Here is a 23,797-nt window from a genome sequence, read left to right on the forward strand (position 1 = left end):
CGGGGTGTGCGTAATGGAAGCAGCCAAGCTGGGAACGGAGCAAGCGTCTTTGCAAATTACAGGTATGACGTGCGCCGCTTGCGCCAATCGGATCGAAAAAGGGTTAAATAAGCTCGACGGCGTTAAGGAAGCGAATGTAAACTTTGCGATGGAGCGGGCGACGGTCACCTATGACCCGAAAGTGATCAATGTCGGGCAAATGGAGCAGAGCGTTCAGAAGCTTGGGTACGGCACGGTAAAAGAAACGGCCGACCTGGAGCTGGCCGGGATGTTTTGCGCAGCCTGCGCCGTCAAGATAGAAAAAACGTTGAACAAAATGCCGGGAGTCACGAACGCTGCCGTCAATTTCGCGATGGAAACGGCACGGGTCGAGTATAACCCGTTGGAAGTCTCGGTGGACGATATGCAGAAGCGGATCGAGAAGCTGGGCTATCAAGCTTTCACCAAGCAGGAACAGACCGATCCGGGCGAGCGTCGGGAGCAGGCGATAGCGCGGCAAAAGCGCAAGCTGCTGATCTCCGCCGTTCTCTCGCTGCCGCTGCTGTGGGCCATGGTCAGTCACTTCGCTTTCTTATCGTGGATCTGGATGCCGGAGCTGTTCATGAATCCGTGGTTCCAGCTGGCTCTTGCCACCCCCGTGCAATTTTATATCGGCATGCCGTTTTATGTCGGAGCTTACAAGTCACTGCGCAATAAAAGCGCCAATATGGATGTGCTTGTGTCGCTCGGCACGTCGGCCGCCTATTTCTACAGTCTTTATTTGACGATCGTCTGGGCTTCTCAGGGCGGGAGCGTTCATCATGGGCCCGCGATGTATTATGAAACGAGCGCCGTGCTCATCACCCTGGTCATTCTCGGCAAGCTGTTCGAGTCACTCGCCAAAGGCCGCACCTCCGAAGCGATCAAGACGCTGATGGGATTGCAGGCCAAGACGGCGCTGGTCATCCGCGGCGGACAGGAGATGACGGTTCCCGTAGAAGAAGTGCTGGCCGGCGACATTGTGCTGGTTAAGCCGGGAGAGAAAATTCCGGTCGATGGTGAAGTGCTTGAAGGAACTTCGGCCGTTGACGAATCGATGCTGACCGGCGAGAGTCTCCCGGTGGAAAAGAAGAGCGGCGATACCGTCATCGGCGCGACGATTAACAAAAATGGCAGATTGACCGTCAAGGCGACCAAGGTCGGCAAGGAAACGGCGTTGGCGCAAATCATCAAGGTCGTTGAGGAAGCGCAAGGCTCGAAGGCTCCGATTCAACGGATAGCCGATGTGATATCCGGCATCTTCGTCCCGATCGTAGTCGGGATTGCCGCCGCAGCTTTTCTTGTCTGGTACATCTGGGTCAACCCCGGAGATGTTGCGAGCGCGCTGGAGAAAGCGATCGCGATTCTCGTCATAGCGTGCCCTTGTGCGCTCGGATTGGCTACGCCAACCTCGATTATGGCGGGCTCGGGCCGCGCGGCGGAGCTGGGAGTGCTGTTTAAAGGCGGCGAGCATCTGGAATCGACGCATCGGATCGATGCCATTATTCTCGATAAAACCGGTACCGTAACAAAAGGTAAACCCGAATTGACGGATATCGTTGTCGATCATATCGACGAGCGCTCGTTTCTGCGCATGGTTGGCGCGGCGGAGAAGAGTTCGGAGCATCCGCTTGCGGAAGCGATCGTGTCGGGCATTGCCGCCAAAGGCATCGAGCTTCCGGCGGCGGAACAGTTTGAGGCTATACCGGGCTTTGGAATTCGCGCCGTCGTTGAAGGCCGGGAAATATTGGCCGGGACGCGCAGGCTGATGGCGCAATATGAGGTGCAGGCTGAGCAAGCGTTCGAACGCATGGCGAAGCTTGAGGAAGAAGGGAAGACGGCAATGCTCATTGCTGTTGACCGCCAATATGCCGGCTTGGTCGCGGTTGCCGATACGATCAAGGAAACGTCCAGGCAAGCCGTCGAGCGGTTGAAGCATATGGGGATCGAAGTCATTATGATTACGGGCGATAACGAACGGACGGCACTGGCAATCGCCAAGCAGGCCGGGATCGACCAGGTGCGGGCCGAAGTGCTTCCGGAAGGCAAGGCGGAGGAAGTGAAGAAGCTGCAGGCCCAAGGCAAAAAAGTGGCGATGGTCGGCGACGGGATCAATGACGCTCCGGCGCTGGCGATGGCGGACATCGGAATGGCGATCGGAACGGGGACCGATGTCGCGATGGAAGCGGCCGATGTAACCTTGATCCGCGGCGATTTGAACAGCATTCCGGATGCGATCTATATGAGCCGCAAAACGATGGGCAATATCCGGCAAAACTTGTTCTGGGCGCTTGGCTACAACACGTTGGGAATCCCGATTGCGGCGCTTGGATTATTGGCTCCTTGGGTTGCGGGTGCGGCGATGGCGCTCAGCTCCGTATCGGTAGTGCTGAATGCGCTCCGGCTGCAGCGCCTGAACATCGAGTCTCGGACAAACTAGGAGGATTGAAATGAAGAAGCTGCTGTTTTTATCGATAATAATCGTGGTATTGCTTACCGCATGCGGAACGAACGCGGCGAAACAGGCAGGAGGACATTCGGGGGCTGCAGGAATGTCCCATGATGGTCATAAAACGGATGCTCCGGCCGGAGGGGGTCACGCCGCAGGACACGGGAATCAAGACAATAGCGGCGGTATCAAGTCGGATGCCGTAAAGGCGCTATGGACGCTGGCAGGAGGCAAGAAGCCGCAGGCCAATCAAGACACGTCCATCCGGATCGAAATTCAAAACGGCGGCAAGCCGATTGAACAGTTCGACGTCAATCATGAGCAGAAGCAGCATTTGATTATTGTCAGCAAAGATTTGTCTTATTTCCATCACATCCATCCGGAATATAAGGGCAACGGCGTGTTTGAGATTACAACCCGGTTTCCGGCCGGCGGGGATTATAAGCTGATTGCCGATTTTGTTCCGACGGGAGGCAGCGCCATGAATAAGATGGAATGGGTTCATATCGAAGGCGCTCCGGCCAAATCGAAGCCAATCCAGCCGGATGCAAGCTTGACGCAAACGGTGGATGGCAAGCAGGTGACGCTTGCATTCGATCGGCTGAAGGCTAATGAGGAATTGACGCTCACGTATACAATCAAGGATGCAAGCACGAAAGCGCCGATTACGAATCTTCAGCCGTATTTGGGAGCCATCGGCCATGTCGTTATTTTGACGGACGATGCGGAGCAATATTTACATGTGCATCCGATGGACGAAACATCATCGGGCCCGGATGCCAAATTCATGACGACGTTCCCGAAGAGCGGCGTATATAAAATATGGGGACAATTCAAACATAACGATCAAGTGTTCACGGTCCCTTTTGTGATCAAAGTTCCTTAATCCATGCTCAATCTGCAACTATTTCTTGTATCCGACGAGCGCTGCCATTGTGCAGTGCTTTTTTTATGCGCAGCTCATTTTGGACAAATCGAAATAAGGCGTGTAAAAAGTAATGAAATAAGCTATTCAACGATGTGTAATTTAATTCAACTTGAAGCTTTTTCATCGAACCTCTAAACGGGCCGAATTACAGAGGAGGAGATTCCCGAGATTAAGAAGCGGGAGCGAATTTTACGTTCACGCTTTTCCTGTAACGATCCTGTGATGTAATATGGAGACAGGAAGTTACAGACGTTGCCATTTTTCGTCGGTGCTCTTATTCTAATAAGAGCAAAATTTACATGAAATATAGCAGGGGGGATGATGCAATTTATGCAAACGGATAGAAGAAGGTCGGTTCGTTTTTATAAATATTTCTTGTCTTATGTTTTGCCGCTAGTTGTGATGCTCGTAATTGTAAGCGCTGTCGTTTTCAGCAACATTATACAAACCTTCCAAGAGGAAGTGGAAACTTCGACAACGGCTGGCTTGACACAAATTCGCGATACCGTGGATGCGAGAATGAAAGAGCTGGAAAAAATCGCGCTGCAGATCGCTTCCAACCCGGATATGACGTCGTTTCGTGTAGCGGACGAGGGGTATCCAACTTATCGCGCCATCGCGGAGTTAGGGAAGTACCGATCGAGCAACTTTTTAATCTACGATATGGCGCTGATGTATACAAACCGCGATACGGGCAAACTATATGCAGCAAGCGGCGTATACAGCTATGAATCGTTTTTCGATTACATGTATCAGTATGAAAATTGGGGGAAAGAACAGTTGTTAAAACAACTGGAGGAAATGACCTCCCCCGTCATCAGGCCCGCGGAAAACATACATATTAACGGTGTGGATACGAAAAAGAAATTTATCACGTTTATTTGCCCCCTCCCCATTCATCAAGGAAAGCCATACGGCGCGGTTATGTTTTTAATTGAAGAAAATATGCTGAGTCCGTATTTGATTCATATCGTGAATAAATACTCGGGTTATATGTACATTCTGGATAATCAGCATCAGCCGATTGCCGCTTTTCAGTCCGGGACGTTGGAGCAAACGGCCAGGCAATTTTTAAGCAGCTTGGGCGGGGCGTCTTTGACCTCCCGGGGGGCTGAGATCCACAACCGGTTCGGCAATTATTCCGTGATTAAGGTTTCCTCCGATTACAACGATTGGTCCTATGTGGCGGCGATTCCGACCGATCAAATTTTGCAAAAGGTTCAAAAAAGCCGGTTCATCTTCATTTGCTCAGCGGCAGTTATTTTTATTCTGGGCATTGTGATTTCTTATATATTGGCGAATCGAAATTACGGATCGCTGCGCACGATTGTGCAAATGATTGTCGATCGAAAAGTACTAAAGGGTACGGCGGACAATATGGATGAAATCTCCTATTTGTCGCAGGCTTTCGACGAGGTCATGACCAAGCAAGAGGGGCTGATGAGCCAATTAGGCAGTAAACGGGGGATGATGAAAGAGAGGCTGCTGCTTTCTTTGTTGAAGGGCAAGCAGGATGTTCCACCCCAGCACCTAAACAATATGATGGAAGCGTCAACGCTGACGTTTTCTTATTCTTCTTTTATCGCGCTTGTCTTTTTCATTGATGATTATAACCGGTTTCGGTCGGAGAACAGTGTCTCGATGCAGCATTTGTTCAAATTCAGCATCATCAATATTGCTGAGGAGTTGTCCGGCGAAGCAGGACACGGGTACGGGGTCGATTTGATCGATGATCGCGGCATTGCGCTCGTTTTGAATGTAAAGCCTGACAGAGGTAGCAGAGAGTATATAACCGCGCTGGCGGAAAAAATCAAAAAATTTTACAAACAAAATTACAAATTTTCCTTAACGGTCGGGATTGGCGGCATGTACGACGATTTGTCGATGCTGTGCAGTTCCTATGCGGAAGCGAACAAAGCGATCACACACCGGTTCATGAAAGGCAACGATCAGCTGCTGTTTTATGAAGACATAGAACAGGAGCAACAGCATCCGTACCGTTATCCGGTGGAGCTGGAAGGAAATTTGACGAGAACGATCAAGCAGGGCAAGGTCGACGAAGTGCAGCTTATTATCGCCGAAATTTTCGACGGCATCTTCAAATATGCTTCACTCGAGGCGGCGAAGCATGCGTGCTCGGGCCTCATAAATGCGATCCTGCATACGGTAGACGGGATGAATGACAAGCTGCGCGGTTATTTCCATAAAGATTTAGAGTCGTTAATTAATCAGGAATTCGAAACGCTTGAACATACCAAATGCCAAGTAATCGAATTTTGCAGGCAGCTGAGCCAATATATTGCCGAAAATAAAGAAAGCAAAAATGTGGATCTTAGCGATAAAATTGTTGCTTTTCTGGAAGAGCGTTACAGCGACCCGATGTTAAGCCAAGATTCGATTGCAAGGGAATTCGACATGTCGCCATCCTACCTGTCCCGGTTTATCAAGGATCAGACGGGCTATACGCAAAAACAGCATATCGACAGGCTGCGCATGAATGAAGCGAAAAAGCTGCTGATCGTAAGCGAACTTACGGTTAAGCAAATCGTCGAGCAGGTCGGCTACGTGGATGAAACGAATTTTATCCGAAAATTTAAAAAGCTTGAGGGCATTACGCCGATGCAATACCGGAAAACGAATTCAGGCGAGCATCAGAACCGAAAGTCCATATGATTTTCGGTTGATAAATGTACGTTCCCCAAAGGAAGGCGAAGCTGTGTATCCTTGCTCGTAAATACGCATGGAAAGCCGCCGGATAGGCATTCGTATAGGCGGATGTAATAAATTGCAGATCGGTACATATCCTGCAGATAGACTTTTGCAAATGGCTGTACTATAGTTCACCGTGAAGACGGCGAGTTGATCTCGCGTCCTCAACTATGCAGGGGGTGAAACATGAATAAGCCTAATATTTTATTCATCATGAGCGATGATCATGCCGCGCACGCAATAAGCTGCTATGGCAGTAGGATCAATACGACGCCGCAGATCGACCGCATTGCCGATGAGGGAATGCGCTTCGATAACTGCTTTTGCACCAATTCCATTTGCGCCCCGAGCCGGGCGGTCATTCTTACAGGTTTATACAATCACTTGAATGGCGTGAAAACATTGGGCGATCATTTGGACGGCCGGCAGCGAACGATGCCCAAGCTTTTGCAGGAAAGCGGCTATCAAACGGCGATCGTAGGAAAATGGCATCTTGGACACGGAGGCGATGCCGATCCGACCGGCTTCGATTATTGGAACGTACTCCCGGGACAGGGGGATTATCACAATCCGACGTTCATCGAGATGGGGGAGGAAAAGGAATACGCAGGGTATGTCACCGATATTACGACCGATTTGTCCATCGAATGGCTGAACCGGCGCGACAACAATAAACCGTTTTTCCTGATGCTCCATCATAAAGCGCCGCACCGCCCATGGATTCCGGATGAAAAGCATGCGCATCTGTACGAAGACGTCGACATTCCCGAACCGGAAACGTTCAACGACGACTATTCGAACCGGGCCTCGGCGGCCTCGGCCGCTCAAATGAGGGTGGAGCGGGACTTGAAGAAACGGGACTTGAAGATAGACCCGCCGGAAGGGTTGACGGCTGAGCAATTGAAAAGCTGGAAATATCAGCGCTATATCAAAGATTATCTGCGCTGCGTCGCTTCGATTGACGACAATGTCGGGAGGATGCTTGATTGGCTGGAAGAGAACAGCGTAGCCGACAATACGATCGTCATTTATACGTCCGATCAAGGCTTTTTCCTCGGCGATCACGGCTGGTACGACAAACGCTTCATGTATGAGGAGTCGCTGCGCATGCCGTTTCTGATCCGTTATCCGCGCGAAATCAAGCCGGGTGGCGCAAACGCGCAGATGGTGCTCAATCTCGACTTCGCCCCGACGTTTCTGGATTATGCGGGAGTGGCAGTGCCTGATGATATGCAGGGGACGAGCTTGAGACCGATGCTGGGAGGCGGGACGCCCGAAGGCTGGCGCACATCGATGTATTACCGCTACTGGATGCATCTGACGCATCATTACGTTTACTCCCATTACGGCATCCGTACCGAACGGTACAAGCTGATCTACTACTACGGCGAAGCATTAGGCACGACCGATTCGATCGATGAGCCGAAGACGCCGGAGTGGGAGCTGTTCGACCTTCAGAATGACCCGTATGAAATGAATAGCGTCTACGGTGATCCGGGTTATTCCGGAATTGTGGCCGATTTGAAAGCGGAATTGGCTGAGCTGCGCGTCCAGTTTCAAGATGACGATGGCGTGTAATGGCTGAACTTCAATCATACCCTATTCTGAAAGGAGGGAATCCGTATAAAAATGGTATCCGATCGATTTAAAACGATTCGAAAAAACTGGGATTTGTATTTGCTTATTGCCCCGGTTATTGCTTACTTTCTCATTTTTCATTACGCGCCGATGTATGGTGTGCAGATTGCCTTCAAAGATTTCATCGCAGTGAAAGGCATTGACGGAAGCCCTTGGGTAGGCTTGAAGCATTTCGAACGTTTTTTTAATTCCTTCTATGCCTGGAGATTGATTCGCAATACGCTCGGCATTAGCTTGTACCAGCTGGCAATATCGTTTCCGGTTCCGATCGTGTTTGCGCTGCTGCTTAACGAAGTAAGAAGTCATAAGTTTAAAAGGTTTTTGCAAACGGTCACATACGCTCCGCATTTTCTGTCCACCGTCGTTATGGTCGGATTGATCCTGGTGTTTCTGTCCCCAAGGAACGGGATGGTTAATTTGGCGATCTCCGCTTTGGGAGGGGAGCCGGTTTACTTCATGACCGAAGCGGGGTGGTTTAAAACCGTCTATGTGTTTTCCGATGTGTGGCAAAATGTCGGCTGGGCCTCGATCATTTATTTGGCCGCATTAGCCGGAATCGACCCCCAGCTGTACGAAGCGGCCGTTATGGACGGAGCGAGCAAATTTAAAAGGATCATCCATATTACGATCCCTTGTTTGATGCCCACAGCCATTATTTTGCTGATCCTTAATTTTGGCCATGTCATGAGCGTCGGCTTCGAGAAGGTGTTCCTTATGCAGAACAATTTAAACATAGAGGCATCGGAAGTCATATCAACTTACGTGTATAAAAATGGCCTCGTCGGCTCCCAGTACAGCTTCTCGTCGGCAATCGGGTTGTTCAACTCGGTCATCAATTTCACCTTGTTAATCGTCGTTAACAGTATCTCGAGGCGCATCAGTCAAACGAGTCTGTGGTAGGAGGTAGGCTTCATGGGGCTAGGAACAAAGCAAAGCGCAGGAGACAGGTGGTTTGACGCCATCAACTTGTGCCTGCTGTCGCTTGTATTAATTATTGTGCTCTATCCGCTCGTTTATGTCATCAGCGCTTCGCTCAGCAATCCGCTGCTGGTGCTGCAAGGCGAAGTTTGGCTTTGGCCCAAAGAGTTGTCTTTGGAGGCTTATAAACGGGTATTCCAAAACGCGGACATCATGGTCGGCTACAAAAATACGATCTTATACACGGCCGTAGGCACTTGCGTCAATATTGTCATGACGGTCGCCGGCGCCTATCCGTTATCGCGGAGAGATTTTTTCGGGCGTAATGCGATTATGGCTTTCTTCGTATTCACGATGTTTTTCAGCGGGGGCATTATCCCTACATATTTGGTCATTAAAAGCCTGGGCATGATAAATACGTTCTGGGTCATGATATTGCCGGGCGCGGTTTCGGTATTCAATTTAATTATTATGCGGACCTTTTTCCAAAACACGATTCCGATCGAGCTGCAAGAATCGGCATTTATGGACGGCTGCTCGAACATCCGGATTTTGGCCAGCATTGTGCTGCCGTTATCCATGCCCATTATTGCCGTATTGATCTTGTATTATGCGGTCAGCCACTGGAATGCCTTTTTTAACGCATTGATTTATTTGTCCAACCGGCAGCAGTATCCGCTGCAGCTGTTTTTGCGGGAGCTGCTGATTCAGAACCAGATGGAGCAGATGATGTCCGGCGAGTCGGAATCGATGCTGGAGCAGCAAAATTTGGCCGAGGGGCTCAAGTACGCCATCATTGTCGTTTCCAGCTTGCCGGTGCTGATTTTGTATCCTTTCCTGCAAAAGTATTTTGAAAAAGGCATGATGATCGGCGCGATCAAGGGATAATGCGGAAAATGGCTTCTAAACATGAGAAAAGAGGGATGAGTATGAGATTGACACGAAGATGGGTAACCGCTTCCATGGCCGCCTCCATGACGTTAACCGTTTTGGCGGGTTGTTCGACCGCGAACGAGGCAAACCCGGCGAAGGCTAAAGACACGAAGGAGAGCGGCGTGAATGCGACCGGATTTCCTATTGTGAAAGAGCCGATCACGATCCAAATGATGGGAGCCAAGCATCCGCTGCATGCGGAATGGAATGACATGCTGATTTTTAAAGAGTACGGGAAGATGACGAATGTCAAGGTTGTTTTCGAAGCGACGCCCGAAGCCGGCTACAAGGAAAAACGAAATGTCAGGCTGGCAAGCGGCGATTATCCGGAAGCCTTTTACCGTGCGATGCTGACCCCGGCCGATGAAGTCAACTACGGGTCCCAGGGCATATTAATCCCGCTTAACGATTTAATTGACAAATATGCGCCGAATTTTAAAGCGATTCTGGAAAAGCATCCCGATGTGAAAAAAAGCATCATAGCGCCTGACGGCAATATTTATTCGCTGCCGCAATTAAACGAGCAGGTGGCCCCGAGAATATCGAGAAAGCTGTGGATCAATAAAAAATGGCTCGATAAGCTCGGTCTACCCGTACCTACGACCGTTGACGAATATTATAAGACGCTCAAGGCTTTTAAAGAAAACGACATGAATGGAAACGGAAAGAACGATGAAATTCCATGGACGGGGGATAAATCATTCGATTTGATTCCGGGTTTAAGAGGATCTTGGGGGCTCGGAACGACCGGCTACCGGAAAAATGTGTATGTGGACGAGGACGCGAATGGGAAGCTTCGTTTTTTCGCAACGGATCCGAAGTATAAAGAAATGCTCCAATATTTAGCCGTTTTATTCAAGGAAGGTTTGATGGACCGGGAGGTTTTTGCGCAGGAAGTACCTCAATTTAACGCCAAATTGACGCAGGGTCTCGTAGGCTCGTTTCATGCGAGCAATGTGAATCAGGCAGGAAGCGCGTTAATGAACGACTATGTACCGGTTCCCGCGCTTAAAGGACCGCATGGCGATCATATGTACACCTATGTGGTACCGTTTACGCAAAATCAAGGTGCGTTCGCCATCACGAACAAGAATAAGCATCCTGAAGCTACGATGCGTTGGATCGATTATTTCTACAGCGAGGAAGGCAGCAAGTTTTTGCGGATGGGCGTAGAAGGAATCACTTACGAAAAGCTGCCGAACGGCGATATTGAGTACAAGGACGATATCCGCAACAATCCGAAATTGTCGCTGGATCAGGCGGCGGGACAATTCTCGACGTGGCCGGGCGGAAATGTGCCGCAGATGGTGCTGCAAAAGTTTGACAAGACAGGGAATACGTTTCCGAGCTCTTTGGAGGCTGCTAAGCTGCTGGGGCCCGACACGCCGGAGAAGATTTGGCCCAGCTTCTTGTTCACCAAGGAGGAGCAGGATAAATTGAACTCTCTCGAAAGCGATATTGTAACCTTTGTCGAGGAGCAGCAGCTGAAGTTTATTACCGGAGCGCAGTCATTCGACGCCTGGGATCAGTACGTGAATTCGATCAACAAAATGGGCGTGAAAGATCTGCTTAACATATACGGGGCCGCAATCGAACGTTATAAGAAAAATTGAGGAAACCGTACGGAGGGGAGAACCGGTTTATGTCGAATAAACTGAAAATTGGAATGATCGGATGCGGAGGCATTGCGCTCAATAAGCATTTGCCGTATTTGTCCAAAATAAACGAGGTGGAGTTGGCCGCTTTCAGCGATACGTTCGCGGATAAAGCCCGCCAGGCGGCGGTGCAATACGGAACCGCGGATACAGCTGTATATATGGATTACAAGCAGCTGCTGGCGAACCCGGGCATTGACGTTGTTCATGTATGCACGAGCAATGACAGCCATGCCGAAATTACGATTGAGGCATTGGAAGCGGGCAAGCATGTAATGTGCGAAAAGCCGATGGCAAAATTGGCCGCAGATGCCGTACGAATGCTGGAGACGGCCAGACGCACAGGGAAAAAATTAACGATCGGTTACAACAACCGTTTCCGCGGAGACAGCCAGCAACTGTACAAGATATGCCGCAATGGCGATTTAGGCGATATTTATTACGCGAAAGCTCATGCGGTTCGCCGTCGGGGCGTCCCTGCCCGTGGGGTGTTTCTGGATAAAGAAATGCAGGGAGGCGGCCCTTTGATCGATATCGGTACGCATGCGCTCGATTTAACCTTGTGGATGATGGACAATTATAAGCCGAGAATGGTCGTCGGCAGCTCTTATCACAAGCTGTCGCAGATCGAGGAGACGGCAATAAACGGGGGATGGAAGCCTTCGGATTTCACTGTAGAGGATTCCGCGTTCGGCATGATTGTGATGGAGAACGGGGCTACCGTCATGCTGGAATCGAGCTGGGCGCTGAACATTCGCCACGAGGGAGCGGCCAAGGTTACGCTTTGCGGCACCAAGGGCGGCGCGGATATGTGGGACGGTCTATGGATCAACGGAGAAGAACATGGAAAGCTGTACGACAAAGAAATTCGGATGGGGCTGACCGGCAATCCTGCGGTCGACAATGTGAGGGGGAAATCGATCGAGCTGGAAATGAGGGTGTGGATCGACAGCATCTTGCAGGATCGCGAGCCGGTCGTTAAACCGGAGCAGGCTTTGGCCGTGTCGCAAATACTGGAAGCGTTGTACGAGTCGGCCTATACCGGCAAAGCGGTTTATTTCGTTTGACGAGAGGGAGGGAAGCGTGAACGATGAAAGTGGCACTAGTAGGGGGCGGCAATCTGGGGGAACAGGCTGCGCAAAGCTTGCGACGAATCCGCGGTGTAGAAGTAACGGGCGTTTACGATATTCGCGCCGAGGCGGCCGAGCGGCTGGCGGAGCTATGCCGGACCGAAGCATTTACTTGTTACGAGGACTTGGTGGCAAAGACCGAAGCGGATGTCGTCTGCGTATATCTGCCCACATATATACAAAAGCAGTATATCATGATGGCTATTGAACAGGGGAAGCATGTGATCTGCGAAGCGCCCCTCGCCGCAACGGCAGCTGAAGCGGAGCACATTATGGCGGCAGCCGCAGCGAAGGGGGTACGGCTATTTGCAGGTCATACCGGGAAATTCGCGCCTTATCTTAACAATATAAAAGATAAACTGACGAAAGGATCCATCGGGCAGCCGGGGGTCGTGCATATTCAGCATTCGGGCCCTTCCCCGGTCGGATATGAAGATTGGTATAACGATTCGGCCAAAAGCGGAGGAGTCATTTGGCAGCAGCTTATTCATGACATCTTCTTGATGCGCTGGATGTTAGGCGACGTGAAGACGATTTATGCGATGAACCGGGTAGTACATGGGACCGAATATGCATCGGTCACCTTGCGGTTCAGGACCGGGGCCATAGCCAATATAACAGGCCATTGGGGCGATCCGGACGCCTACCGGTGCAGAATGGAGCTGGCCGGTAATAACGGCGTCATCCGCTACGACAGCCGAAATACGGGCAGCTTCGAGCTGAAAAAGAAGCGTGGCCCCGGCCATGCCGTCACCGTCGATAGTCCGATGGTACATAGTCCGTACTACGATCAATTGGAGCATTTTATCGGTTGTCTGAAGTTCGGCACACCGTCGGAGATTACGCTTGAGGATGCTCATCAGTCGCTGCAGCTTGCGGAAGCGGCCCTTCATTCTGCAGAAACCGGCATGCCCGCAGCTTGGGAGGGATACTCGTGGAAAAACTGAAAGTAGGGATGATCGGGTTCGCCCATACGCATGCGGAAGGCTTTTTGCGTGCCTTGGCCAACCATCCGGATGTGGAGATTGCCGGGGTCGCGGATGAAAACCGCGCCTATGTCGAGCCGTTCGATCAGCAGTATGCTTACTATGCGGATTATAGAGAGCTGCTGGCTGCCGATATAGAGGCGGTGTTTATTTGTTCGGAGAACGTGCGCCACGCGCCTCTGGTAATCGATGCGGCCCATGCGAAGAAGCATATTTTTTGCGAAAAGCCTTTGGGCGTCTCCGTGACGGAAATGGAGGCTATGCTCGCCGCATGCAAACAAAACGGCGTACAGCTAATGACGGCGTTCAATAACCGCTATGTTCAAGCGGTGGTCCAGGCCAAACAAGCGGTGGAAAGCGGGGAGATCGGCACCGTAATTGCGGTGAAGGGGACCAATAAGGGAGCGTTGCCCCGGCGCGATTGGTTCGTGGACCCCAGCCTTTCCGGCGGCGGAGCGATGCTGGATCATTCCGTTCATGTTATGGATTTATTCAACTGGATATTGCAGTCCAGAGTCGTGAAAGTGTATGCGGAATCCGGCACTCTGTTCCATGACATTCCAATCGACGATATGGGGATGATTCATTTTGAATATGAAAATGGAGTTATCGGGGTGTTGGATACAAGCTGGTCCAGAATCAAATCGTTTCCGATGAAAAGAGATTTGACGCTGGAAATCATCGGTACGGAAGGAACGATCCTTGTCGATGTCAGAAAGCTAAGCAACGAAATTTACAGCAATACGGCAAGCCATGCGGAATGGAGCGACTGGGGCGACAATTTGAACCGTCTCATCGTCGGTGACTTTGTCCGGAGCATCAGAACCGGCCGGCCTGTGCCGATTACAGGCGAGGACGGGATGCGGTCGGCAGTCATTTCGCTGGCCGCCTACGAATCATCCCGATCGGGGCAGCCCGTTAAACTATAAGCGGATTCCGCAAAGAAAAGAAGGCGGCTTGGAACGTTCAAAGTTCCGGGCCGTCTTTTTTTGCCTTGCAGACGTCCTGAAAAAAAGTATTGACTTCTTCGGTCAGATGGCTAAAATAGCTTATATAAGGTTTGTTAGTTTTGATAACTAACTTACGTTGAAGTTTAAAAAAAACTGTCGATTAACTGTGGAAAATAGGAGTGGAAAGTGAAAAGATTGCTTTCCGCGAGTTTTGGCTTTAAATTCCAATCCATCCGCTAACCCCTTGTAATCAAGGAATTTAAAACAAGATGTCTGAGCGTAGGAAGGCAACTTTTACCTGGAACGGCTTGCCTCGCTTCTATACACAATGAATCGACAGCCTCGTGATTAAGAAGGCGGAGTGGATGACAGATGAACATGATGAAGACGATAAGTAAAAATGACATGAAAGAATCGAACCGGATGAGTATTTTGAAAACGGTTCGAAAAGGGGTTTGCTCCCGGGCGGAAATTTCCGCAGCGCTTGGTTTAAGCAAGCCGGCGGTATCCGCGCTTGTCGATGAGCTGATCAGGGAGGGCCTGGTGTACGAAACCGGAAGAGGGGATTCGACGGAAGCCGGCGGCAAGAGGCCGATTTTGCTCGATTTTCAGGCTGACGCTGCGCTTATTGTCGCGGTTTCCTTCAACAATAAGCGATACGAGGTCGCTCTAACCAATCTGGTTGGCAAAGTGATGTTTTATGTGAAAAAGAAAATTATCATCGCCGAGGATTACAGGCAGACGCTTGACCTCATCGTGCAGGATATACGCCAGTTGATTCAGGAAGCCGGTGAACAAGGATTTAAACAGCCTGTCATCTCCTGCGGTATCGCCATTCGCGGATTAGTTGACACGAAAAACGGGATTATGCGGTATTCTGCGGCCATTCCATGGACGGACGCCCCGATCGGAGATTACATGAAAGAATGTCTGGGCATCCCGATTTTTATAGAGAACGACGCCCGCGCCGGCACTTATGCGGAGCTGCTTCACAGCAACGGGGAATATAAGGACGCGCTTGTTTGTGTCAGCGTAGGATTGGGCATAGGGACCGGGGTAGTCATCCATAATGAGGTTTACCGGGGGGCGTTCGACGGAGCCGTCAATTTCGCGCACTCCACCATTGCGCATGACGGACCGTTATGCAGCTGCGGCAATCGCGGCTGTTGGGATGCATTGGCTTCGATCACCGCACTGGGCGAAGAACTGACCCGCAGAGATAGCAAGTATGCCTCGCTCGACTTCGAAGCGATCTTGGGCCTGTACCATGACGGCGATCCCGTCGTTGCCGATGTGCTGTTGAACCATACCGGTTATTGGCTGGGCGTAGGCATTGCCAACATCTTGAATGTGTTCAACCCGGAGCAATTGATCATACAAGGTGAAATCACGAATGCCGGACAGGAGCTGGAGCGGAAAATCATCGAAATCGTCCAAAAAAGAGCGCTCTCGGCCGTATCGAAAGGCGTAAAAATCGGATTTTCCCAAGATTCCGACAAGCTTCAGGTTAGAGGCGCTGCAGCCGTTATCAGCAAGCATTTTTTCTCCGATACGTATCATCGCATCATTTGGAAGTAACTCGTAAGGTTATGGGGGGCTTGATTCATGCAAGTGGAAACTAAAAAAAGCAGCTTCTTGCTGCAATGGACGCCGGCCAACTTGTTCTTGTGGCTGTCTGTGCTCGGGATTGTGGCGAATGTATTTACTTTGAAGAGCGGTGCCGATCCTGCGGCCAAATTCGGTATCATCGGCATGACGATCGTGTTTATCTTTTTGTGGGCATTGTTTTTCTTCGGAGACAAAAACATTCGATATACGCTAATTGTCCCAGGGTTTATTATTCTGTTTTGCGTGACGTCGATTCCGGCCGTGTTCCTGCTGTATCTTAGCGTGTTCAACGTGTCCTTGTTGAATTTCAAAGGAGACTGGTCGTTCGTCGGTTTGGCCAACTACGTTTATTTCTTCACCAAAGACAAACTGTTCTATGCAGCGATTATCCGCACGGTCGAATACATGGTGATTGTGCTCGGCCTGCAAATTGTTATCGGCATGTGTCTGGCGCTTCTGCTGCAGAGGGAATTTCGCGGACGCTCCTTCGTTTCGACGGTGCTCGTTATTCCGGTAATGACTTGTCCGATCGTGATCGCCATGCTGTGGAAATATATGTACAGCAGCTATAACGGCTTTATCAACCTGGTGCTCGCACGCTTCGGCATCCCCGAAGTGCCGTGGCTAACGAATCAGCCGCTTCCTTTTGTAAGCGATATCCCGGTGCTCGGCGATTTCCTCGTTACCCATTTGAACGCCAATATCGGATTTGTATCCGCTATCATCGTGAATATATGGCAGTGGACGCCATTTGTTTATCTTATGTTTTTGGCCGGGCTCAGCGCATTGCCGAGAGAGCCTTACGAAGCGGCCAAGGTGGATGGCGCCAACAGCTGGAAAACGTTCTGGCATATTACGTTTCCGATGCTGAAGCCGGTCATTGGCGTTGTATTTCTGATCCGGATCATCGACCTGATGAAGGTGTATGACCAGATCTGGGCGCTGTTCGGCGATTCTGTGACGATGCGCACGCTAAACATTCATATTTTTTCCGTCGGATTAACAGGCCAGGACTACAGTAAAGGCGCAGCTTTATCGATCATCGTGCTTGTTTTCATTATTATGGTCAGCCTCGTGTTTTCCGGTATCGGCAAATGGGTTTCCAAGAGGGGGGCATAACGATGGATCGATCGCTGAAAATGGTTGCCGCAAAATTCGCTATTGCTTGTGTCATTGCAATTATTATCCTGATTTGGGCGGTGCCTATTATTTGGATGATTTTAAGCAGCTTCAAATCAACCCAGGCGATTATCGAACCGAGGCTGGTTGTATGGTTTAAACCGACCTTGGACAACTATAAATTTATTTTTGAAACGCAAAATTTTTTCCAATATTTAGTTAACAGTCTGATCGTCGCAATAAGCGCTACTTTTATTTGCGTCACGACGGGTACGCTGGCCTCGTACAGTATCGCCCGTTGGAAGACCGGCGGCAGCGTGTTTGCCAATTGGGTCATTTTCACGAAAATGGCGCCGCCTGCTATTCTCATTATTCCCTTTTTCCTCATGTTTAAAAGCATCGGCCTGATTAACACCGTATGGGCGCTGGTCATTGCCAACATTACGTTCAATATTCCATTTGTCATCTGGACGATGCGCGGGTTTTTCGACGAGCTGCCTGAGGAGATGGAAGAAGCGGCGCTGATTGACGGATGTACGCGGTTGGAAGCGTTTTGGCGCATCTCGCTGCCGGTTGCCCGTTCGGGGTTAATTACGACCAGCATTTTCTGCTTCCTGTTCGTATGGAACGAATACTTATTCGGGCTTACGCTGGCGCTTTCCGAGAAAAGCAAAACGCTGCCCGTGGCCACCGGCGATTTTATAACCGGTTATTCGATCAACTGGGGTCCGGTATTCGGCTCCGGGAGCTTAATTTTGTTGCCTGCATTTATCATGGTGTTGTTCTTGCAGCGTTATATCGTACAAGGCTTGACCGTAGGTGCAGTTAAATAGATGCAGCAAAACCAAATTTATGGAGGGGTTCGAAAATGAAATATGCAAGAGGCAGAAAAGCATTAGCTTTATCGTTGGTAACCATGATGGCAATCATGAGCGCTTGCTCGTCCGATGGCGGCGGCAAACCGGCAGACAAAGGCAGCGCCGATAGCGGTAAAGCGGCCGGAGATGCGCAGAAAGCGCGGGAAATTACAATTTTCACCCGTACCGGTCCGGATACAAGCGATTATGTGAAGGAGCAGGCTAAAGAATTCACCAAACTTACCGGCGTCAAGGTAAATTTCACGGAGCAAGGCGCGAGCAACTATTTCACCAACTTAACGAATCAATTGGTCGGCGGAACCGATGCTTTTGATTTGGCGACTACCAACAACACATATGTAGCCCCGCTTGCCGAAGCCGGAGCGATTGAGCCGTTCGACGAATATATGAAAAAGTTTGATCCGAACTTCGACTGGAAGGACGTGGCTTTCCAATACAAGTATAAGGATAAAACGATAGCCATGCCTTATAACTTAAGCATTCATATGTTTTACTACCGTTCCGACCTGATTCCGAATCCGCCGCAAACGTGGGAGGAATTTGTGGAAGAAGCGAAAAAATGGACGAAATCCAAAAATCCGAGCTCTCCGACGCAATTCGGCGCTTCCTGGACCGCTTTGTCCGGCTCAGAACAGCCGAAAGTATTCTACTCGATGATGTGGTCGTACGGCGGGGAAATTGTCAAAGACGGTAAGGCGGGCATCGGCTCGGAAGGCGCGATTAAGGCAGGGGAAATTTGGCAGTCGATGATGAAAGACGGGCTTCTTCCGAAAGATACGCCGAACTGGGGTTATTCCAACGTCTTCGACGCATTGAAAACAGGGACGATTGCGATGGCGGCTCCGATGTGGAGCGCGGCTTACACGGAAATTAAGAAAAGCGACAGCCCGTTCAAAGATAAAATCAAAATCGCTGTCGTTCCGGGCGTCAAACAGGCGGACGGCAAAATTTTGCGTACTCCGTTGTACCATTCCTGGTCGTTGATCATGAACAAAAACGCGAAAAACAAAGAAGACTCCGCTAAATTCGTCGAGTTCATGACCAGTAAAGAAGGGGCTATGCGCCAAGCGAAGCTGGGCGGATTGCCGATCCGGTATTCTGTTTTGCAGGATCCGTCGCTGCAGCCTCGCGAGTTTTACGATACGGTCATGGAATCGCTTAAGGTGGGCAGAGACGAACCGCTGGTTCCCTACTACTTGAAGCAGCATGATTTGATGAATACGGTGCTCTCCGGCATTATGACCGGAACGATCAAGCCGGATGTGGCATTGAAAGGCGCAGAGAAGGAACTGCAAGCGTTAATCGACAGCAATAAAAAATAAAGCGCAGGCTAAGGAGCAAAACGATGGTTCATGTATACGGCCGGAGCGGTAAAAGGGATCTGATTGAACATGTTGCGGATATTCGGCAGCTGGCCGGATTTCAACGCATGCAGCTAGTTCAGGGGAAGGGCAAAGGCAGCGAGATCATTCAAGTCCGCAATGGCTCCGGTCTGCAGTTCCAAATCGCAGTTGACCGTGCCTTCGATATCGGAATGTGCGAGATTCACGGCATTCCAGTCGCCTGGTTGTCGCAGAACGGGCCCGTCTCTCCATTTTTTTACGAAAAGGACGAGTGGAACCGTAGCTTTGAAGGCGGGCTGCTGGCGACATGCGGTTTGACGACGATGGGCAAGCCGAGTGTGGACGAGGGCCGGTCCTTCGGGCCGCACGGGCGCATTTCGTCAACCCCGGCTGAGCTTCTGCAGTCGGAAGGGCGCTGGAACGACGGTCAATACGAGCTTATATTCCGGGGGCTTGTCCGGGAAAGCAGCGTAGGCGGGGAAAACCTGACCATGGAGCGGACGATCGTTACCCGGCTTGGCGACAATAGGATTCACATCACCGACAAGGTGACGAATGAATCGTTCCGGCAGGTTGAGCATTTGATGATGCATCATTTCAACTTCGGGTTTCCGCTTATTGGCGATAGCTGCGCGATCGATATTCCGCCCGGCCCGAAACGATGGATCAACGGAGAAGGCCCGACCGACGGTTGGAACGGATTCCCCGCCCCTGTGGAGAACGGGCGGCCTACCGTTATGGTCCATGAAGATGTGCAGGCTCATGAGGGGAGCGTGCAGGTACGCATAAGCAATACAGTCATCCATAACGGCCAAGAAAGCAAGCTCGCCGTCAAGCTTGGCTATGATAAAACGGCAAGCCCGTATTTGACCCAATGGAAGCATCCCGGAAAAGGCGTCTATGTGCTGGGCATCGAGCCCGGCAATGCGACAACCGAAGGCCGTGCCGTGCACCGTCAACGGGGAACGCTGCCGATACTCGCTCCGGGCGAGCAAAAAACGTATACGTTCTGTATCGAATTTCAGTTGGGAGGGGTATAACAATTAACGTCATTTGCATCTTGGTAGATACGTTGCGGCGCGATCATTTGGGCTGCTACGGAAATTCAACGATTGACACCCCTAACCTGGATCGGTTTGCCGAAAACAGCGCTCTTTTTAACAATGCGTACATCGGTTCTTACCCGTGTATGCCCGCGCGCCAGGATTTGTGGACAGGGCAATTGAATTTCTTGTGGCGAGGCTGGTCTCCCTTGGAACATGACCGGTCGGATATGATCACGCTGTTAACCGAGCATAAGAAGAACACCATGCTGATCACGGACCATTATCATCTGTGGCAGTACGGGTCCGGCAATTATCACTTTTCATTTAACGGACTGGAGATGATCCGCGGTCAGGAAATGGACAATTGGATCACCAGCCCGGATATTCCGGTCGAATATCCGGCGGATAGAGAGAAACTGAACCGCAATTGGCCGCAATATGTACGGAACACGGCGCATTTTCGCAAGGAAGAAGATTATTTTGCGGCACAAGTGTTCCAGAAATCGATCGATTGGATCGATCAAAACAAAAACTTGTCCGATTTTTTCCTGATGATCGATTGTTTCGACCCGCACGAACCGTTTGATCCGCCGCCCGGATATGCGGAGAAATATAATCCGGGATATACAGGGGATTCTGTCATCTGGCCGAAGTACGGGGATGCCGACCGCTTGACGCCCGAAGAGCTGCAGCAGGTTCACGCTCTGTACTGCGGCGAAGTCAGCTTTGTCGACCGTTGGTTCGGGAAATTTTACGACAAGCTGGAGCAACTGGGACTGCTCGACAATACGATGGTCATTGTGACCAGCGATCACGGTTTCCTGTTCGGGGAGCATAACTGGCTCGGGAAGCATGCGAGATTATTGTTCCAGGATATTGCGAGAACGCCGCTGTTGATTCATCATCCGAAAATCAAGTCGGGCGCTGTGTACGAGCAGTTGGTGCAGATGGCCGATTTGACGCCGACGATCCTGCAAAGCATGGGCGTTCAAACACCTGTGCATATGCACGGACAAAGCCTTGCTCCGTTATGGGAGCAGGAGGAGGACGCTTCGTCCGGGACGGAACGAACGCAGGACGTGTCGCAACGCATGCTAACGAACGAATTACATGACGGTGTGAAGGAAAAGTCGGGGGACAAATCGAAAGAACGAGAACGCTCGCAGGACGCGCCTCAGGCGGGCAGCGTATCGGCCGCTGCCGTCGTTCCGGCGGCAGGGGATATCCGCTCGCGCCGGGAGCTGATCTTTGGCGTATTCGGCGGGCCTGTGTATTGTACGGACGGGGAGTGGCTGCTGGTGAAGAAACCGCTGCCCGGCAACTCTCCGCTCTATTGGTATACAAGGTCGCATTATAACAACTGGGATTTCGGCCAACAAAATTTGTATGCCGACAGCCGGGAGCGGCTGAAGCAGTGGGACGGCGAGCGTTTTCCGACGCAGTATGAGCATGCGCATCCGGGCCATGCCGCTCCAAGGCTGATCCGTCAGGAGAGCGACCTGAGGTCGTCACCTTCGGTGGCGCATGACGAACTGTACCGCATCGCCGACGATCATGCACAGCTGCACGATTTGGCAAGCGATCGGCCTGATGTTGTGGAACGGCTGAAGCAGGGAATACGCGACAGGCTCGCGTATATCGCCGCACCGCAGGAGCAGCTTCAGCGGTTGGGCTTAAGCCAGGCGGAAGCGGATTCCGGGAATTGAGGCTGAGAGTGCGCTATGGATATCAAAATGTGCTGCACCAATTTGGATTTGTTCGCCGGTGAGAGCGCCGGAAAAGCGGCGGCCGGAATCATCGCCGGACAGTGCGCCCCTGCAACGGCAGGCTCCCATGGAGTCAACAAAGAGAAGGCGGACCTTGAAGTCGAGGAGGTCCGCTGCCTCGGATATTGTTACTGGTGTCCGCAAGGCTTAATGGCGCTGGTAGACGGCATTTTAGTTAGAGACAACGACAACCACGGGGAGTGAGAGATTGTATGAATTTATACTGGGGAGACTTGCACAATCATTGCGGCATTACGTATGGTTTCGGCAGCCTGGAGAATGCTTTGGCGGCCGCCAAAGAACAGCTCGATTTCTGCGCTATCATCGGTCACGCCATGTGGCCGGATATGCCGGAAAGAACGGAGGAGCTGGAGTTTCTGGTCGATTTCCATTTGAAAGGATTCGCGAAGCTGCGGAATAACTGGGAAGGCGTGCGCGATACGGTCAAAGCATGGAATGTTCCTCATGAATTCGTTACGTTCCAAGGCTACGAAATTCATTCCAGCGAATTCGGCGATCACCATATTCTGTCGACATCGGACGAGCTGCCGTTGATTCAAGCGAATTCTCCGGCTGAGCTTGTATCGAGTCTGGCCCCTCTGTCCGTGATCGCCGTTCCCCACCATGTGGGTTATACCCCCGGTTACAGGGGCGCGAACTGGGATGCCTTTTCCGAGAGCATAAGCCCGGTCGTCGAAGTGTTTTCCAAACACGGAAGCAGCATGTCCGATTCAAGCCCCTACACCTACCTGCATACGATGGGACCGAGAGATTCCCGCAATACGATTGTTTCGGCCATTCAACGCGGAAAAAGATTCAGCTTTGCCGGATCGACCGACCATCATGCCGGATATCCGGGCTCTTTCGGGGACGGCCGGGTTGCCGTATTGGCGGCGGAAAAAACGCGCGAATCGATTTGGGAAGCATTGCTGGCACGCCGCACTTATGCGGTGACCGGCGATAAAATTGCCTGTCACTTTACGGTCAATGGAGCGATTTTCGGCAGTGAAGTAAATGATACCGGGCGCAGGCAGCTTCTGCTGGATGTAACGGCTTGCGACGGGATTGAAAAAGTGACGGTATACAAGAACGGTATCGTATGGAATATCGTGAACGGCATTAGCGGTGCCGGTCTTAAAACCGTTCGTCCGGCTCAGAGGGGTACTTATAAAGTGCGCGTAGAGATGGGCTGGGGCGAGAGTAAAGACGGCTTTAAGTGGCAGGGAAGCGCTCGTCTGGACGGGGGCGAGGTCAAATCCGTAGAAACCTGCTTCCGTGGACAAAGCGTACTGGCGCCATCGCCGGAGATGCGGGAAAACCCGAATATCAATGCGCTGGATAACAGGCTCATTTCCACATCGTCCGACGGGGCCGAATGGACCTGCACCACCTTTAAAAACCCGTCGACGCTGCATCCGCAGACCGCCGCCCTCATTTTTGAAATCGACGGCGATGTTGACAGCCGGCTATCGGTCGAAGTAAACGGCCAAACCTTTGCTTATACGATTGGCGAACTGATTACTGGCAGCCGTTCTTCCCATCTGCAGCCTTACAATTCCGAAGCGGTGCTCTTCCATCGCGCTGTTCCGGAGCATGAATACCGTTTTCAGGGCGAATGGTCGGACGAAGAGAAAGAAACGGACTGCGATGCTTATCATGTGGAAATTAAGCAGTGGAACGGACAGTATGCCTGGATTTCTCCTGTGTTTGTAAAGGCGTGATG

Annotated in this window: 18 protein-coding genes; all 18 read left to right on the plus strand. The window is 51.1% G+C overall.

Annotation, left to right across the window (positions count from 1 at the left end):
• Nucleotides 1-13: 13 nt before the first annotated feature.
• The 18 genes from E1757_RS15365 (at nucleotide 14) to E1757_RS15450 (ending at nucleotide 23,795) form a co-directional block, all read left to right on the plus strand.
• On the plus strand, nucleotides 14-2,458 hold the full coding sequence (locus E1757_RS15365) for a heavy metal translocating P-type ATPase (protein ID WP_133229545.1): 2,445 nt from the start codon (nucleotides 14-16) through the stop codon (nucleotides 2,456-2,458).
• Nucleotides 2,459-2,468: 10 nt separating this feature from the next.
• Nucleotides 2,469-3,353, plus strand: a complete 885-nt coding sequence (locus E1757_RS15370) for a hypothetical protein (RefSeq protein WP_133229547.1) — start codon at nucleotides 2,469-2,471, stop codon at nucleotides 3,351-3,353.
• A gap of 372 nt (nucleotides 3,354-3,725) precedes the next feature.
• Nucleotides 3,726-6,068: a helix-turn-helix domain-containing protein gene (locus E1757_RS15375; RefSeq protein ID WP_165972132.1), complete on the plus strand. Its 2,343-nt coding sequence runs from the start codon at nucleotides 3,726-3,728 to the stop codon at nucleotides 6,066-6,068.
• 222 nt (nucleotides 6,069-6,290) lie between these two features.
• The gene (locus E1757_RS15380; RefSeq protein ID WP_133229551.1) at nucleotides 6,291-7,682 is read left to right on the plus strand and encodes a sulfatase family protein; all 1,392 of its coding nucleotides are present in this window, start codon (nucleotides 6,291-6,293) and stop codon (nucleotides 7,680-7,682) included.
• Nucleotides 7,683-7,733: 51 nt separating this feature from the next.
• Nucleotides 7,734-8,642, plus strand: coding sequence for an ABC transporter permease (locus E1757_RS15385; RefSeq protein WP_133229553.1), 909 nt, complete (start codon nucleotides 7,734-7,736; stop codon nucleotides 8,640-8,642).
• 12 nt (nucleotides 8,643-8,654) lie between these two features.
• Nucleotides 8,655-9,548: a carbohydrate ABC transporter permease gene (locus E1757_RS15390; protein ID WP_133229555.1), complete on the plus strand. Its 894-nt coding sequence runs from the start codon at nucleotides 8,655-8,657 to the stop codon at nucleotides 9,546-9,548.
• A gap of 41 nt (nucleotides 9,549-9,589) precedes the next feature.
• Nucleotides 9,590-11,206 carry an extracellular solute-binding protein gene (locus E1757_RS15395; RefSeq protein ID WP_165972133.1) on the plus strand — a complete coding sequence of 539 codons (1,617 nt, stop codon included), beginning with the start codon at nucleotides 9,590-9,592 and terminating at the stop codon, nucleotides 11,204-11,206.
• 29 nt (nucleotides 11,207-11,235) lie between these two features.
• On the plus strand, nucleotides 11,236-12,315 hold the full coding sequence (locus tag E1757_RS15400; protein WP_133229559.1) for a Gfo/Idh/MocA family protein: 1,080 nt from the start codon (nucleotides 11,236-11,238) through the stop codon (nucleotides 12,313-12,315).
• Nucleotides 12,316-12,338: 23 nt separating this feature from the next.
• A complete protein-coding gene (locus E1757_RS15405) occupies nucleotides 12,339-13,325 on the plus strand; it encodes a Gfo/Idh/MocA family protein (RefSeq protein WP_133229561.1) in 987 nt (328 codons plus the stop codon).
• Complete coding sequence (locus E1757_RS15410) at nucleotides 13,313-14,293, plus strand: Gfo/Idh/MocA family protein (protein ID WP_133229563.1); 981 nt, start codon at nucleotides 13,313-13,315, stop codon at nucleotides 14,291-14,293. The genes E1757_RS15405 and E1757_RS15410 overlap by 13 nt, the downstream gene beginning before the upstream one ends.
• Before the next feature lie 393 nt (nucleotides 14,294-14,686).
• Nucleotides 14,687-15,892 carry an ROK family transcriptional regulator gene (locus E1757_RS15415; protein WP_133229565.1) on the plus strand — a complete coding sequence of 402 codons (1,206 nt, stop codon included), beginning with the start codon at nucleotides 14,687-14,689 and terminating at the stop codon, nucleotides 15,890-15,892.
• A gap of 27 nt (nucleotides 15,893-15,919) precedes the next feature.
• Nucleotides 15,920-17,041, plus strand: coding sequence for a carbohydrate ABC transporter permease (locus tag E1757_RS15420; protein WP_133229567.1), 1,122 nt, complete (start codon nucleotides 15,920-15,922; stop codon nucleotides 17,039-17,041).
• A gap of 2 nt (nucleotides 17,042-17,043) precedes the next feature.
• On the plus strand, nucleotides 17,044-17,874 hold the full coding sequence (locus tag E1757_RS15425) for a carbohydrate ABC transporter permease (protein WP_165972134.1): 831 nt from the start codon (nucleotides 17,044-17,046) through the stop codon (nucleotides 17,872-17,874).
• A gap of 35 nt (nucleotides 17,875-17,909) precedes the next feature.
• Complete coding sequence (locus E1757_RS15430) at nucleotides 17,910-19,241, plus strand: extracellular solute-binding protein (protein ID WP_133229571.1); 1,332 nt, start codon at nucleotides 17,910-17,912, stop codon at nucleotides 19,239-19,241.
• A 23-nt stretch (nucleotides 19,242-19,264) separates the two neighbouring features.
• Nucleotides 19,265-20,302 (plus strand): aldose 1-epimerase family protein, encoded by a 1,038-nt coding sequence (locus E1757_RS15435; RefSeq protein ID WP_133229573.1) that lies wholly within the window; start codon nucleotides 19,265-19,267, stop codon nucleotides 20,300-20,302.
• Nucleotides 20,303-20,319: 17 nt separating this feature from the next.
• Complete coding sequence (locus E1757_RS15440) at nucleotides 20,320-22,014, plus strand: sulfatase (protein WP_281282497.1); 1,695 nt, start codon at nucleotides 20,320-20,322, stop codon at nucleotides 22,012-22,014.
• 15 nt (nucleotides 22,015-22,029) lie between these two features.
• Nucleotides 22,030-22,278 carry a YuzB family protein gene (locus E1757_RS15445; protein WP_133229577.1) on the plus strand — a complete coding sequence of 83 codons (249 nt, stop codon included), beginning with the start codon at nucleotides 22,030-22,032 and terminating at the stop codon, nucleotides 22,276-22,278.
• 8 nt (nucleotides 22,279-22,286) lie between these two features.
• Nucleotides 22,287-23,795 (plus strand): PHP domain-containing protein, encoded by a 1,509-nt coding sequence (locus tag E1757_RS15450; RefSeq protein WP_133229579.1) that lies wholly within the window; start codon nucleotides 22,287-22,289, stop codon nucleotides 23,793-23,795.
• The last annotated feature ends 2 nt before the right edge of the window (nucleotides 23,796-23,797 follow it).

This window comes from Paenibacillus piri (assembly GCF_004354045.1).
Taxonomy (GTDB): Bacteria; Bacillota; Bacilli; order Paenibacillales; family NBRC-103111; genus Paenibacillus_S; species Paenibacillus_S piri.